This window comes from Cellulomonas sp. P4_B5_2 (assembly GCF_056402235.1).
The window spans coordinates 1-13436 of the sequence record NZ_JBFUHU010000062.1 but is presented as its reverse complement, the minus strand read 5'-3'; the positions used below and the strand labels follow the sequence as shown (position 1 = coordinate 13436).

The window sequence follows — 13436 nt, the reverse complement described above, 5'->3', positions numbered from 1 at the left end:
CGGCAGGAGCGCCACGGCGAGCGTGGCCGCTCCGCCGAGCGCGTGCAGCACGCGGGCGCGCCGGGGGACCGGCCGCAGCCCGGCAGCCGTCACCATGTGCGCGACGCCGGTGAGCGCCAGGCCGGCCGTCATGATCCACGGGTCGGTCGCGGTCGAGGCCGCGAGCGCACTGATCGTCTCCTGCACCGGGTCGAACGAGGGCTGCCGTGCCGCGGCGAGCGTCCAGCCGCCGATCATGGCGACGGGTGCGGTGATCGCGGACGCGAGCGCCCAGCGGGGGACGGTCATGGAGGGGCTGCCTTCTGCTCGGGTCCTGTCGGAGACTGGGGTTCGTGACCGACCACCCCGACGGATGGGTGCTGGCCTTCGAGGACGACTTCGACGGCCCCGACCTCGATCCTGCCGTGTGGCTGCCGCACTACCTGCCGGCGTGGAGCTCGCGCGCGGCCACCGCGGCGTCCTACGAGCTGCGCGACTCGTGCCTGCACCTGCGCATCCCGCCCGACCGGGGCCTCTGGTGCGCGGACGACCACACGCCCCCGATGCGCGTGTCGGGCATCCAGTCCGGCAGCTGGTCCGGGCCGGTGGGCGGCACGCGCGGCCAGCAGCCGTACCGCGACGGGGTGCGCGTCCGCGAGGAGCAGGAGACGTTCTGGGGGTGGACCCCGTCCGGCGGGTACGTCGAGCTGCGGGCGCGTGCGGTGGTGACGCCGCGGTCGATGGTCGCGTTCTGGCTGGTGGGGCTGGAGGACGAGCCGCAGCGGTCGGCGGAGATCTGCGTCGCGGAGATGTTCGGGGACGCCGTCGAGCCGGGGTCCGCCGCGGTGGGCACCGGTCTGCACCCCTTCCGGGACCCGGCCGTCGTCGAGGACTTCGCGGCGGTCCGGCTCCCGCTCGACCTCGCCGCGCACCACACCTACGCGGTCGACTGGTCGCCGGAGGAGGCCACGTTCCTGGTCGACGGTGTGGTGGTCCGGCGGTGCGCGCGTCCTCCGTCGTACCCGATGCAGCTGATGCTCGCCGTCTTCGACTTCCCCGAGAGGTCCGTCGGCGACGACGCCGGTGCGGTGCCCGAGCTCGTCGTCGACCGGGTGCGGGGCTACGTGCGCCCCTGAACGGCCGTTCGTCACCCGTTCGCCTGCGATTCGCCCCCGCGGGGACCCCGCCACGCGGTATAACCGGTGCGCTGATCTCTCCGCCGACCCCGAGGACTCCACGGCATGCTGATCTTCTGGGTGATCGCCGGGGTCGCGCTCCTGCTGCTGGTCCTCACCGTCACCGTCGGCGACTTCCTCGACGGCGTGGTCGACGCGCTGGACTTCACCGGCGGGTACCTGTCGTCCACGGCGGTCCTGTCGTTCCTCGCCACGTTCGGCATCGTGGGAGGCCTGCTCCTCGCGACGACGGACGTCAGCGTGCTGGTCGCGTCGCTGGGCGGTGTCGTCGCCGGCGCCGTGGTCGGTGTCGGTGCGGGGGCCGCCACGCGCGCCCTGACGAACGGTCCGACCGCGCACCAGATCACCAGCAGCGACTACGTGGGCCAGTCCGCCACGGTCACCACGTCGATCCCGTCCGACGGGCTCGGTCAGATCTCGCTCGTCGTCGCCGGCCAGAGCACCGCGCTCGCCGCACGCGCCGACGGTCCGCTGCCCACCGGGTCCGGCGTCACCGTCGTGTCCAACCTCGGACCGGGCGTCGTCAAGGTCACCTCCACCCCTGTCTCATCGAACGAACCGAACTAGGAGCTCTCCGTGCCCGACAGCTGGCTGCCCGTCCTCGGCGTGGCAGGTCTCGTCCTCGTCGTCCTCGTCGTCGGAATCGCGATCGCGAAGCGGTACCGCGTCGCCAAGCCCAACGAGGCGTTCATCGTGACCGGCCGCAAGGGCAAGACGTCGGGTGACCTGTCCGGGCAGAAGGTGGTGACCGGCGGCGGGGTGTTCGTCCTGCCGTTCGTCCAGCAGCTCTCGGTGCTCGACATGTCCTCCCGCCGGATCACCGTCGAGGTCAACGGGGCGCCGTCCTCGCAGGGCATCGCGCTCAACGTCTCCGGCGTCGCGATCGTCAAGGTGCACAACGAGGACGTGTCCATCCGCGCGGCCGCCCAGCGGTTCGGCAGCCAGCAGGAGGAGATCGACAGCTTCACGACGAACCAGCTCTCCGGTGCGCTGCGAGCCATCGTCGGCAACCTCACGGTGGAGCAGGTCATCCGCGACCGCGAGTCGTTCTCGCAGCAGGTGCTCGAGTCGGTGACCGGCTCGCTGACCGCGCAGGGCCTGAGCCTCGACGCGTTCACCATCCAGGAGGTCACGGACCACGGCGGCGGCACGTACATCCTCGACATGGGCCGCGCGTCCGCCGCAGCGATCCGCCGAGAGGCCGAGATCGCGGAGGCCGAGGCACGCCGGCTGTCCGAGGAGAAGCGGATCGACGCCGAGACGCAGGTGGCCAACTACCAGCGCTCGCTCGACCTGCGACAGGCCGAGATCCTCGCCGAGACCGACCGCGCGAAGGCGTTGTCGGCGTCGGCGGGCCCGCTCGAGGCGGCCGCCCGGCAGCAGGAGATCCTCGCGCAGGAGGAGCTGGTGGCCCAGAGGCAGGCCGCGCTGACCGAGAGCCAGCTGGACACCACCGTGCGTCGGCCCGCCGACGCCGAGCGCTACCGGCTCGAGCAGCAGGCCGAGGCGCAGCGCGTGACCGCGGTCAAGGCGGCCGAGGCGGCCAAGTCGGAGAACGAGCTGCGCGGTGCGGGCGAGCTCGCGCTCCGGTCGGCGCAGGCCAAGGCCACCGAGCTCGAGGGTGCGGCCGAGGCCGCGGCGGTCCTCGCCCGCGGCAAGGCGGAGGCCGAGGCGCTGCAGAAGCGGGCCGAGGCCTACAAGGAGTTCAACCAGGCGGCCGTGTTCGACCGGCTCCTGGAGACGCTCCCGGAGATCGCCAAGCAGCTCGCGGCACCGATGGGGAACATCGACACCCTCACCGTCGTGTCCACCGACGGCGCGTCCGCGCTGCCCAAGGCGGTCGCGGGGAACTTCCTGCAGCTGCAGGAGCTCATCAAGTCGACCACCGGGCTGGACCTGACGCAGATCGTCTCGCAGCTCACGGAGTCGTCGTCCACCGTGGTGGTCCCGGCCGCGTCCACGAACGGCACGGCGACCTCCGCGGCCTAGTCTCGTGGCATGACCGTGCTCACCAGGAACAACGTCGTGCTCTCGGGCACCCCCGGTGCGCCGCCGATGGTGTTCGCCCACGGGTTCGGCTGCGACCAGAGCATGTGGCGGTTCGTCGCGCCGGCGTTCGAGGCGAGCCACCGGGTGGTCCTGTTCGACCACGTGGGCGCCGGCGGGTCGGACCTGACCGCCTACGACCCGCAGCGGTACGGCTCGCTCGACGGCTATGCGCAGGACGTCGTGCAGCTCCTGGACGAGCTGGACCTGGGGCCCGTGGTCTTCGTGGGTCACTCGGTGAGCTCGATGGTCGGGGCGCTCGCGGCGGCCGAGCGGCCGGACCTGTTCGACCGGCTGGTGCTCGTGGGTCCGAGCCCGCGGTACATCGACGACGCGGGCTACCGCGGTGGGTTCAGCGCGGCGGAGATCGACGAGCTGCTCGAGACGATGGACGACAACTACCTCGGATGGTCGGCGTTCATCGCGCCGGTGATCATGGGCAACCCCGGACGCCCTGAGCTGGGCGAGGAGCTGACCAACTCGTTCTGCCGTACCGACCCGGCCATCGCGCGCCGGTTCGCGCGGACCACGTTCCTGTCGGACAACCGCGCGGACCTCGCCCGGGTGCTCACCCCGGCGCTGGTCCTGCAGTGCCGCGAGGACGTCATCGCGCCGCCCGAGGTGGGCCAGTTCGTGCACGAGCACCTGGCGGCCAGCGAGCTCGTGCTCCTCGACGCCGTCGGGCACTGCCCCAACCTCAGCGCGCCCGACCAGGTGATCGCCGCCATCAGCGCCTACCTGTCGCATGCCGCCGCCCGGTCGTAGCGAAGCCTGGGACGTCGCGCCCGTCGCGCTGCTGCGGCTCGACGGCGACGGCGTCATCGTCGACGCCAACCTGGTCCTGCTGGAGTGGGTCGGTCGCGGGCCGCAGGACGTGCTCGCCGGCGTGCGGCTGAGCGAGCTGCTCTCGGTGGGCGGCCGGATCTACTGGGAGACGCACCTCTCGCCGCTGCTGCACATGCAGGGGCGGGTCGACGAGGTCGCCGTGGAGCTGCGCGGCGATGCCGGCCGTCTCCCGGTGCTCCTGTCCGCGGTGGTGCGGACGCTCGGCGGCGACCGCCGGATCGTCGACGTCGCCCTGTCCAGGGCCACGGAACGCTCGCGGTACGAGCGCGAGCTGCTCGCCGCGCGGGCGGCCGCCGAGCGGTCGACGGACCAGCTCCGCGCCCTGCAGGCCACCACAGCGGCGCTGTCCCGGGGCGTGGGCGCGGACGGCGTGGCCCGGGCACTGGTCCAGACGGCGGTGGCGGGGCTCGGGGCCTCGACGGCGACCGTGTGGATCGCGGCGGAGGACGGCAGGCTGGTGCGCACGGCATCCTCGGGGTCCGCGGGCCAGCACGCCGCCGATCCGCCCGACGAGCCCTGGGCGCCCGGTCCGCACGTGGCAGCCGGGCCGCCCCCGAGGCCGGTCGAGGCCGTCGAGGTGCATGCCGGAGGGGTGGTCGTCGTCGCGCTGGGTGATCCGGGTGCGCCGCTGGGCATCCTGGTGCTGGCTCCGCGAGCGGGGGAGGGCGACGACCCGCTGGACGTGGGGGTCCTCACGGCGGTGGGTCAGCAGGCGGGATTGGCGCTGGAGCGCGCGCGGATGTTCGACCAGAAGGCGTCGGTCGCGCACGAGCTGCAGCACGCTCTGCTCACCACGAACCTCCCGCCCGACGACCGGTTCACCGTCGTCACCGAGTACCGGCCCGGCGTGCAGGCCCTCGAGGTCGGCGGTGACTGGTACGACGCGTTCCTGCTCGACGACGACGTGCTCGCCGTGGCGGTGGGTGACGTCGTCGGCCGCGGGCTGCACGCCGCCACGGCGATGGGCCAGCTGCGCAGCGCGGTCCGCGCGGTCGCCGGCCCCGGCGTCGGTCCCGCGGAGCTGGTGCGCCGGCTCGACAGGTTCGTCGCCCGGGCCGGTGTCGGGTTCATGGCCACCTTGGCCTACGCGGAGATCGACCTGACCACGGGTCGTGTCCGGTACGCGTGCGCGGGCCACCTGCCACCGCTGAGGTTCCCTGCGCACGGCGCGCCGGAGTTCCTGTGGGAGGGCCGGTCGACGCCGCTGGGTGTCCGCTCCGTCCGGACGGAGGCCGAGGTCGACCTCGATCCGGAGGACCTGCTGATGCTCTACACCGACGGTCTGGTCGAGCGCCGGGGCCGGCCGTTGCTCGGCGGGCTCGAGGACCTCGCGGCTGCGGGCGCCGCGCTGCGGGAGAGCTCGGTGAGCGCGCTGGTCACGGGACTCCTCACGCACGCGGGGGACGAGCGCGACGACGTGTGCGTGCTCGTCGTTTCGTGGTCACCCCCGGACCGGCCCTGAGCGGCAGGGACCCAGGACCGGTCCGGGAGCAGGTCAGCTCGCCGGGTTGGCGTTGTGCACGAGCTCCAGGGCCATCTGCGGGAACCACTGGCCGGCGGCCGGGTCGGCGTAGCCGCGCACGGGGTCGATGCCGCCCTCGGGTGCCCACCGCGTGCACTCGCCGTCGGACTCGCCCGGGATCTTCACCCAGAGGTAGGCGTCCACGTACGGGTCACCGGTGCTGAGCGTCGGCTTCAGGCCGAGGCCGCGCTCCGGCGGGTTGCACCAGACCTGCGGGTCGCCGGCGGGGCTGCCCGGGGGAGCGGTCCACGGGCCCTGGCCGTTGCGGCTGGTGTCGATCACGGCGTGCGCGAGGACGTCCGGCCCGCTGGGCGGGTTGGCCGCGTTGGTGACGTTGTCCAGGTACCACTGGTCGGTCAGCCCCCAGGTGCTGAAGTCGGCCGGGTTCGCCGGGTAGTACTGGCTGGCGCAGTAGTCGAAGTGGCCGACGCGCCAGCCGCCCTCGGCGGTGTTGGTGCCGTACCAGAGGCACTGCGAGATCCAGGACGCGAACTTCGCCTGACGCTCGGTGGTCTCGTAGTTGGACACGTTGAGGAAGAACCCGTCGGTCTTCTCGACCCCGGCCTTGTGCAGCCGGTCGGCGATGTCCCCGGTACCGAGCCAGCCGCTGTGCGTCCCGTCGAGGTAGAGGGACACGTTCGGCAGCGCGGCCAACCGGTCGACGGCGCCGTTCAGCTGCGCGAACCGGTCGGCCGCCGCCGTCGCGGGGTCGAGGTCCGCGGGCTGGCACCACTCCTGGGCCCCGTTGATCGAGGTGTACCAGGGGATGATCCCGAGGCCGTCGGGCTCCAGCAGGACGATCGCCTTGCCGTCCCCGATACCGGCGGCGAAGCCGTCGATCCACGCCAGGTACGCCTCGGTGTCGAGCGCGCCGCCGGCGGAGTACTGCGCACAGTCGCGGAACGGCAGGTCGTAGGCGACCAGCACGGGCGTCGAGCGGGTGATCCGCGCCTGCTTCATCGTCTTCTTGACCGACTTCGTCACCTCGGCGGGCGTCCCGGAGGTGAACCACACGGCCTGCGGGGTGGCGACCATCTTCGTGATCGCCGCCGCGTCCGACCACTGGCGGGCCTTCACCAGCTGCTTGATCTGCGCGACCGCACCGTCGTTCGGCGGGGGCGTGAACAGCCGGGTGGCGGGGGCCGGATGGTGGTGACCGCGGCCGTCGTGGGCCGCGGCGGGCGCGGCAACGGCCAGTGAGAGCGCTACCACACTGGCGGCAGCGAGCAGCATCGAGCGCGTGCGGGACAGGGATCTGGACACGGAGTCTCCTACGTCGTTGTCGGATGACCGTTCGCGTGCAACGGGCGTGTTGGCCGTCCCTGAGAGCATGACAATTCGGACGGCCGCGCACAAGGTGTACCGGTAAGGAAAGGACCACGCGCGACGAGATGCGGGTGTCGCCGCGCGTGGCCGTCGGTGCTCAGAACACGCGGTTCGCGATCTCCGCGGGTGCCATCAGCAGGTCCGTGATCTCGTCGTCGAGCTTGACCAGCGTGAGCGACGCACCTGCCATGTCGAGCGACGTGCAGTACTCGCCCACGTAGCTGCGGCCCACGGTGATGCCCTGCGCAGCCAGCTTCTCGTGCGCCAGCCCGTACAGCAGGTACAGCTCGCTGATCGGGGTGCCGCCGAGGCCGTTGATCATGAGCGCGACCGTGTCGCCCGAGGAGTACGGCAGGTCCGGGACGACCGCGCCCAGCAGCTCGTCGACGATCTCGTCGGCGCTCACCAGCTTGGCGCGTCGGCGGCCGGGCTCGCCGTGGATGCCGACACCGACCTCCATCTCGTCGTCGGCCAGCTCGAACAGGGGGGAGCCCTTGGCAGGCGGCGTGCACGGGGTCAGGGCGATGCCCATGGTCCGCGTGACGGAGTTGACCTTTTCGCCGATCCGCACCAGCTCCTCCAGCGACGCACCGTTCTCGGAGGCGGCGCCGACGGCCTTCATGACGAAGAAGTTCCCCGCGACGCCTCGTCGGCCCACCGTCCACGTCGAGTCCTTGACCGCGACGTCGTCGTTGATGAACAGCGTCCTGACGTTCAGCCCCTCGGCCTCGGCCAGCTCGGCGGCCATCTCGAACGCCATCTTGTCGCCGGTGTAGTTGTTGACCAGCAGCAGGACGCCCTTGTCCGAGGCCAGCAGCTTGGCGGTCTCCAGCACGTACTCCATGGGCGGCGCCGCGAACACGTCACCGGGACACGCGCCGTCGAGCATGCCCCTTCCGACCACCATGACGTGCGCGGGCTCGTGCCCCGACCCGGACCCCTGGATGATCGACACCTTGTCGTGGCGGGGGGCGTCCGCCCGCATGATCAGGTTGTACTCGGGCACGTAGCGCAGGGTGTCGGGGTTGGCCAGCGCGATGCCCTTGAGCATCTCGGGGACGAAGTTCTTCGGGTCGTTGACGAACTTCTTCATCAGTCGTTCCTCCACATCGTCGTGTTGTCCAGACCTGTCGCCGCGCCGCCCCCGGAGCGCGGACGTGGGGGTGTCACCAGGTGTCGGCGACGCGCTCGGCCAGCACGGCGACCGCGACCGCACCCGGGTCGAGCGAGCCGATGCTGCGCTCGCCGGTGTACGACGCGCGGCCGCGTCGGGCCTGCATCGGCCGGGTCGCCTCGGCGGCCTCGCGCGCGGTGACGGCCGCGGCCTTCGCGATGTCCGCGGGCGCGGTGCCGGCCCCGAGCTCGCGCTCGATGGTGTCGGTCATCGGCGCCAGGGCGTCGAGCAGGGTCTTCTCGCCCAGGTCTGCGCCGCCGCGCGCCTTGATCCCCTCGATCGCGGCGCGCAGCATCGCGACGACGTCGTCGCCGGTGATCTCCTGCTTGCCCTTGACCTGCCCCGCCGCCCGCAGGAACGCGGTGCCCCAGATCGGCCCGGACGTCCCGCCGATCCGCCCGCTCATCACGACGGCCACCTTCTGCAGGAACGTGCCGGTGTCGGTGCGGTCGAAGTCGTCCCACTGGGCCAGCACGTTCTCGAAGCCGCGCGCGAGCGAGAAGCCGAAGTCCCCGTCGCCGACGACGGAGTCGAGCTCCCCGAAGTACTTCTCGTTCTCGATGCAGGTCTGCGTGATGGTGCGGACGACGGACTCGACGCGGGCATCGGACACGGGCGGGACCTCTCAGGGAGTGGTGAGGAGCTGGTCGAGGTGGGGCAGGGTGACCTCGCCGTCGACGACGAGGTGGTGAGGGTTGGCCAGCACGGTGGCCGGCTGGTCGGGGAGGTCGCCGAGCGAGCTGACGACGAGCGACGCGCCGGTGAAGTCCTCGTCGGCGGTGTAGCTGCTGACGGTGACGACGGTGCGCAGGCCGGCACCGAGCGCGGCGCGCAGGCCGTTGGCGCTGTCCTCGACGACGATCACCTCCTCGGGACCGACGCCGAGCTCGCGCAGGGCCAGCAGGTAGATGTCGGGCGCGGGCTTCTTGGCGGGCACCACGTCGCCGGCGAACACGGCGAACCGGCTCGCCTGGTCCGCGCCGACCGCGTGCTCCAGCACCGCCCGGACCGACGCCTCCGCCGACGTGGACGCGACTGCGAGCCGCCAGCCCGCCGCGGACACCTCCGCCACGATGCGCGCGATGCCGGGTCGCCCGGGCATCACCCCGGCCGCGACCATCTCCGTGTAGTGCGCCGTCTTCGCCTTGTGCCAGCGGGCGACCAGGTCCCGCTGCTCGTCGGGGTCGGTGGGCAGGTGCGCGGTCTCGACGAACGCCGGCGTGAACACGGTCGCCAGCCGCTCCTTGCCCCCGCCGATCGCGAGCAGGTGCCCGTACTCCTCCTCGCTCCAGTGGATCGGGAGGCCGGCCTCCTCGAACGTCCGGTTGAACGCCGGCAGGTGCCCGTCCCGCTCGGTGTCGGCCAGCACGCCGTCGCAGTCGAACACCAGCGCGGGGCTCACGACGACGCCTTCCCGGCCGCGCCGAACTCCTCGATGTGCACGGCGATCGCGGCCTGCACGGCCTGCGAGATGTCCCGGAACATCGACGGCGGGTCCCACTTGTCGCGCGCGCGCGCCTCGGCCAGGTGCTTCTCGGCGGACCGCATGTAGGCGACCTTGACGCCGGTCGAGATGTTGATCTTGGAGACCCCGGCGGCGATGAACGTCGCGAAGTCCTCGGCCGACAGCCCGGTGCCGCCGTGCAGCACGATCGAGCGGTCGGTGAGGGCGGCCAGCTCGCGGACGCGTCCGGGCAGCAGGACCGGCTGCGCCTTGTACTCGCCGTGCGCGGTGCCCAGCTGGGGAGCCAGCAGGTCGACGCCGGTGCGCTCGGCGACCGCGGCGAGCGTGGCGACGTCGTAGGAGTGCAGGCTGACGTCGGAGCCGACGCCGTCCTCCACGCCGATGATGTTCTCGATCTCCGACTCGACGTCGACGCCCGCCGCGTGGGCCTCCGCGACCACCTCGGCGGTCTCCTTCTCGGCGGTCTCCAGGTCCCGGTCGGAGGCATCGAACAGCACCGACGACCACCCGGCGCGGACCACGTCGGAGATGACCGCACGGTCGGGGCAATGGTCGAGGTGCAGGGCGACGGGCACGGGGACGTCCGCCGCGGCGTGCCGGAACATCGTGGTGATCAGGTCGGTGCCGATCGAGCGGACCGTCTTGACGGAGATCTGGATGATCATCGGCGAGCTCGCGGCCACCGCGGCGGCGATCACGGCGCGCAGGCTCAGGTCGTCGAGGATGTTCACCGCCGGCACCGCGTACCCCTGCTCGCGCGCGGCACGCGTCATCGTCAGCGTCGACGAGATCATGCTCAGCCCTCCCCGGGGAGCGACCCTGCGTGACCAGGACCGCATCGTCCCGATCTGTCCGCAGTCTAGACAGGTCTACTCATGGCAGACCAGAGCATGGAAGTCTTGGCCTCATGACGGAGGTCCTGGCGCGGGAGTCGGCCGTGCCGCTCTACGCGCAGCTCGAGCAGATCCTGCACGCCCGGATCACCAGCGGCGAGTGGGTGCCCGGCCAGCGGATCCCGTCGGAGAACGAGCTCAACCGCATCTACGGCCTCAGCCGCATGACCGTGCGTGGCGTGCTGACCAAGCTCGTCGGCGACGGCCTGCTGGTCCGCGTGCCGGGCAAGGGCACCTACGTGGCCACGCCGAAGATCAGCGCGGTCTCACCGGCCTACCGCGGCGTGCGCGAGCAGCTGGAGGGCCTCGGCTACGAGACGTCCACGCGGCTGGTGTCCCTGGCGCTCGAGACGCCGTCGTCCGGTGTGCGCGAACGGCTGGCGCTCGGCGAGGGCGACGAGACATACGTGATCGTCCGGGTCCGGTCCGTCCAGGGTGAGCCGATCAGCCTCCACCACTCCTACGTCCCGGCCCGGCTGGCGCCCGCGCTCGACCAGCACGACGTCGTGGCCAACCAGCTCTGCGTCGTGCTCGAGGAGCACTACGGGCTGCCCATGAAGCGGGTGCACGAGGAGCTCGAGGCCGTCGCGGTGAGCACCGCCGACGCCAAGCACCTGGGCATGCGCCGCGGAGACCCCGCCCTGCAGCTGCAGGACGTGATCTCCGACGCGCTCGCGCGTCCGTTCGAGTACTCGTCGATCGTGTTCCGCGGGGACCGGATGCGGCTGCGGTTCGACTACGACCGCTGAGTCAGCTCTCCAGCAGCCCGCCGCCCACCCAGGCGCCGATGGCGGCCGCGTCGCTGGGGCTCAGCTGCATCCGGGCGCCGCGGCACAGGCCGACCACGTTGTCCGCCCACGCCAGCGCCAGGTCGGACGCCTTGGTGGTCGGCTTCAGCTCGAGGCCGGCGAAGATGATGCCGCCGATGACGAAGTTCACGGTGGAGCGGCCCACCTGCGCGCCCGCCTTCCGGCACGCGTCGCGCACGCGCCGGGACGTCTCGGCGCGGTCGAACGGGTGGGCCTTGAGGTCGGCGGCCAGCGCGGTGAGGAGCACCCGGTAGTTCGAGGCACTGAGCCCGGGGGTGTCGGTAACCGCGACGACCTGGCGCTGGAGCGCGCTCGACGACGTGTCCGCGACGGCGCCGGGCAGGTCGGCCTCGCCGAAGCGGTTGGCGTCCCAGACGAACCCGGGCGGTCGCGACGAGACACCGACCTCCGGGACGTTGCGGGCCAGCCAGGGCAGGAAGCCACCGGCGCCGCCCCACCGGGTCTCGGGCAGGGTCGGCTCGGTCTTCTGCGCCAGCTGCGCGATGGTGCCCAGCGGCACCGGGCGGTCCGCGGCCTGCACGCGCTGGAGCACGGCCTTGCGCGCGGCCGAGCTCGGGGGAGGCGTGGCGGCGGCGGTCTTCTTGGTCGGCGCCTTCGCGGGAGCCTCCGCGGGTGCCTCGACGGCGGCCGCGACCTCCTCGACCACGGTCTCGACGTCCAGCGTCGACGCCGTGTGGGTCACCAGCTCCGCGAGGTCGTCGGCCGTGATGACGGTGTCGGCCACCGACCGGTAGGCCGCCGCGGCCGGGCTGGCGGTGATGATGGTGACCCGGCGGTCCGCGGCGCGGCAGCGCAGCGCCAGGGGAGTGAAGTCGGCGTCGGCCGACACGATGACGAACTCCTCGTACTGCGTGGACGCGGCCAGGGCGTCGACGGCGTCGAGGACGAGGTTGATGTCGGCGCTGCTCTTGCCCTGCTGGGTCAGCGACGGGCAGTCGACCACCTGGAAGCCGGCGCGCGTGAAGTTGGGCCGGAACTGCGAGAACCGCGACGGGTTCAGGTAGCAGGCGCGGATCAGGAAGCGGCGGCTGAACTCGCCCTCGGAGTCGGTGCCGGTCTCCAGCTCGCTGAGCCAGTGGGCCGGGTTGGTGGCGAACGCCTCCGCGGCCACGGGGTCCAGGCGCTGCAGCCCGATGTAGACGTTGTCGAAGTCGACGAACATGGCGGTGCGAAAGCGGCGGCCCGCATCCGTCCGGTCGGCAGGGGTCACGCTCGGGGAGGTCACCCGAGCATCTTCCCTGCTCTGGGGGACGGATGCGTACCGCGCACCTCACTCCGCGGTGTCGGCCTCGTCCCGCGCGGCGACGACGAACGCCTCCACGACGGCCTTGTCGAGCCCCAGCGTCGCCACGGGACCGGTGCCGTCGTCGGCCTCCAGGAGCGCGAGCAGCACGTGGCCGGTGTCGACGTGCTCGTCGTCCAGCCGCACGGCCTCGCGGAACGTCAGCTCCAGCGCCTTCTTGGCACCGGCGTCGAAGGGCACGAGGTCGGGGACGGGGGCGACCGAGGGCGCCAGGCCGGCTGTGAGCGTCCGGCGGGCGTCGTCCAGCGAGGTGACCTGCGCCGCGACGGCCTGGGCGGCGACGTCGTCGGGGGCCGCGAGCAGGCCGAGGGCGAGGTGGGCCGTCGTGATCTCGGTGTTGCCGGCCGTGTGCGCCTCGTTCTGCGCGGCCACGACGACGTTGCGGGCGGCCTCGGTGTAGCGCCCGAAGCCCTGGCTCGTGTCGGGGGCCCCGGGGTCCTTGGCGACGAACCGCTTCTGCGCGGCCTGCTTGGTCACCCCCATGTTGGCTCCGATCTCCGTCCACGACGCGCCGGACCGCCGCGCCTGGTCGACGAAGTGGCCGATGAGGTGGTCGGCGACGTCGCCGAGCGCCTGCGCGGTGAGCACCGCGGTCGACAGCTGGTGGAGCACGGTGGGCTGGGAGGTGGTGATGGCGTCGATGAGGTCGTCGAGCCGGACGGGGTTCTGGACGCGGGTTGTCGTCATGCGTCAACCCTAGGTTGACGGATCGTCGATCGTCAACCGTGGGTTGACGGGCACACTGGAACGGTGATCCGCCGCCACGTCGTCGTCCACGGGTTCGTGCAGGGCGTCGGCTATCGCTGGTCCCTGTCCCACGAGGCCCGTCGGCTCGGCGTGCGCGGCTGGACGCGCA

The 13436-nt window shown here is 72.3% G+C and carries 15 protein-coding genes; 7 read left to right on the top strand and 8 right to left on the bottom strand.

Annotated features, from left to right (window positions below; genetic code table 11):
* A partial coding sequence (locus AC1DUQ_RS06445; RefSeq protein ID WP_477073518.1) for a DUF998 domain-containing protein occupies positions 1-288 on the bottom strand: 288 nt, incomplete at its 3' end.
* 44 nt (positions 289-332) lie between these two features.
* Here AC1DUQ_RS06445 and AC1DUQ_RS06440 point away from each other — a divergent pair.
* From AC1DUQ_RS06440 to AC1DUQ_RS06420, 5 genes are all read left to right on the top strand, one after another.
* On the top strand, positions 333-1115 hold the full coding sequence (locus AC1DUQ_RS06440) for a glycoside hydrolase family 16 protein (RefSeq protein WP_477060711.1): 783 nt from the start codon (positions 333-335) through the stop codon (positions 1113-1115).
* A gap of 105 nt (positions 1116-1220) precedes the next feature.
* The gene (locus AC1DUQ_RS06435) at positions 1221-1742 is read left to right on the top strand and encodes a hypothetical protein (protein WP_477060712.1); all 522 of its coding nucleotides are present in this window, start codon (positions 1221-1223) and stop codon (positions 1740-1742) included.
* A gap of 9 nt (positions 1743-1751) precedes the next feature.
* Positions 1752-3164: a flotillin family protein gene (locus tag AC1DUQ_RS06430; protein WP_477060713.1), complete on the top strand. Its 1413-nt coding sequence runs from the start codon at positions 1752-1754 to the stop codon at positions 3162-3164.
* A 9-nt stretch (positions 3165-3173) separates the two neighbouring features.
* Positions 3174-3986 carry an alpha/beta fold hydrolase gene (locus AC1DUQ_RS06425; RefSeq protein ID WP_477060714.1) on the top strand — a complete coding sequence of 271 codons (813 nt, stop codon included), beginning with the start codon at positions 3174-3176 and terminating at the stop codon, positions 3984-3986.
* Positions 3967-5529 carry a SpoIIE family protein phosphatase gene (locus AC1DUQ_RS06420; RefSeq protein WP_477060715.1) on the top strand — a complete coding sequence of 521 codons (1563 nt, stop codon included), beginning with the start codon at positions 3967-3969 and terminating at the stop codon, positions 5527-5529. Before AC1DUQ_RS06425 ends, AC1DUQ_RS06420 begins: the two co-directional genes overlap by 20 nt.
* Positions 5530-5562: 33 nt before the next feature.
* On the opposite strand, the gene AC1DUQ_RS06415 is transcribed toward AC1DUQ_RS06420, so the two are convergent.
* The 5 genes from AC1DUQ_RS06415 to AC1DUQ_RS06395 form a co-directional block, all read right to left on the bottom strand.
* A complete protein-coding gene (locus tag AC1DUQ_RS06415; protein ID WP_477060716.1) occupies positions 5563-6852 on the bottom strand; it encodes a glycoside hydrolase family 6 protein in 1290 nt (429 codons plus the stop codon).
* 160 nt (positions 6853-7012) lie between these two features.
* Positions 7013-8008 carry a dihydroxyacetone kinase subunit DhaK gene (gene dhaK, locus AC1DUQ_RS06410; RefSeq protein WP_477060717.1) on the bottom strand — a complete coding sequence of 332 codons (996 nt, stop codon included), beginning with the start codon at positions 8006-8008 and terminating at the stop codon, positions 7013-7015.
* Positions 8009-8081: 73 nt separating this feature from the next.
* Positions 8082-8702, bottom strand: a complete 621-nt coding sequence (gene dhaL, locus AC1DUQ_RS06405) for a dihydroxyacetone kinase subunit DhaL (RefSeq protein WP_477060718.1) — start codon at positions 8700-8702, stop codon at positions 8082-8084.
* Positions 8703-8714: 12 nt separating this feature from the next.
* The gene (locus tag AC1DUQ_RS06400) at positions 8715-9491 is read right to left on the bottom strand and encodes an HAD-IA family hydrolase (protein ID WP_477060719.1); all 777 of its coding nucleotides are present in this window, start codon (positions 9489-9491) and stop codon (positions 8715-8717) included.
* Positions 9488-10348, bottom strand: coding sequence for a class II fructose-bisphosphate aldolase (locus AC1DUQ_RS06395; RefSeq protein ID WP_477060720.1), 861 nt, complete (start codon positions 10346-10348; stop codon positions 9488-9490). The genes AC1DUQ_RS06400 and AC1DUQ_RS06395 overlap by 4 nt, the downstream gene beginning before the upstream one ends.
* Positions 10349-10461: 113 nt before the next feature.
* Between AC1DUQ_RS06395 and AC1DUQ_RS06390 the strand changes: the two genes are divergently transcribed.
* Complete coding sequence (locus AC1DUQ_RS06390; protein ID WP_477060721.1) at positions 10462-11196, top strand: GntR family transcriptional regulator; 735 nt, start codon at positions 10462-10464, stop codon at positions 11194-11196.
* Position 11197: 1 nt separating this feature from the next.
* On the opposite strand, the gene AC1DUQ_RS06385 is transcribed toward AC1DUQ_RS06390, so the two are convergent.
* The gene (locus AC1DUQ_RS06385; protein ID WP_477060722.1) at positions 11198-12502 is read right to left on the bottom strand and encodes an NYN domain-containing protein; all 1305 of its coding nucleotides are present in this window, start codon (positions 12500-12502) and stop codon (positions 11198-11200) included.
* Positions 12503-12547: 45 nt separating this feature from the next.
* The gene (locus AC1DUQ_RS06380) at positions 12548-13267 is read right to left on the bottom strand and encodes a Clp protease N-terminal domain-containing protein (protein ID WP_477060723.1); all 720 of its coding nucleotides are present in this window, start codon (positions 13265-13267) and stop codon (positions 12548-12550) included.
* Positions 13268-13330: 63 nt separating this feature from the next.
* Between AC1DUQ_RS06380 and AC1DUQ_RS06375 the strand changes: the two genes are divergently transcribed.
* Positions 13331-13436: acylphosphatase (locus AC1DUQ_RS06375; RefSeq protein ID WP_477073519.1), on the top strand; the 106-nt coding region annotated here is incomplete at its 3' end.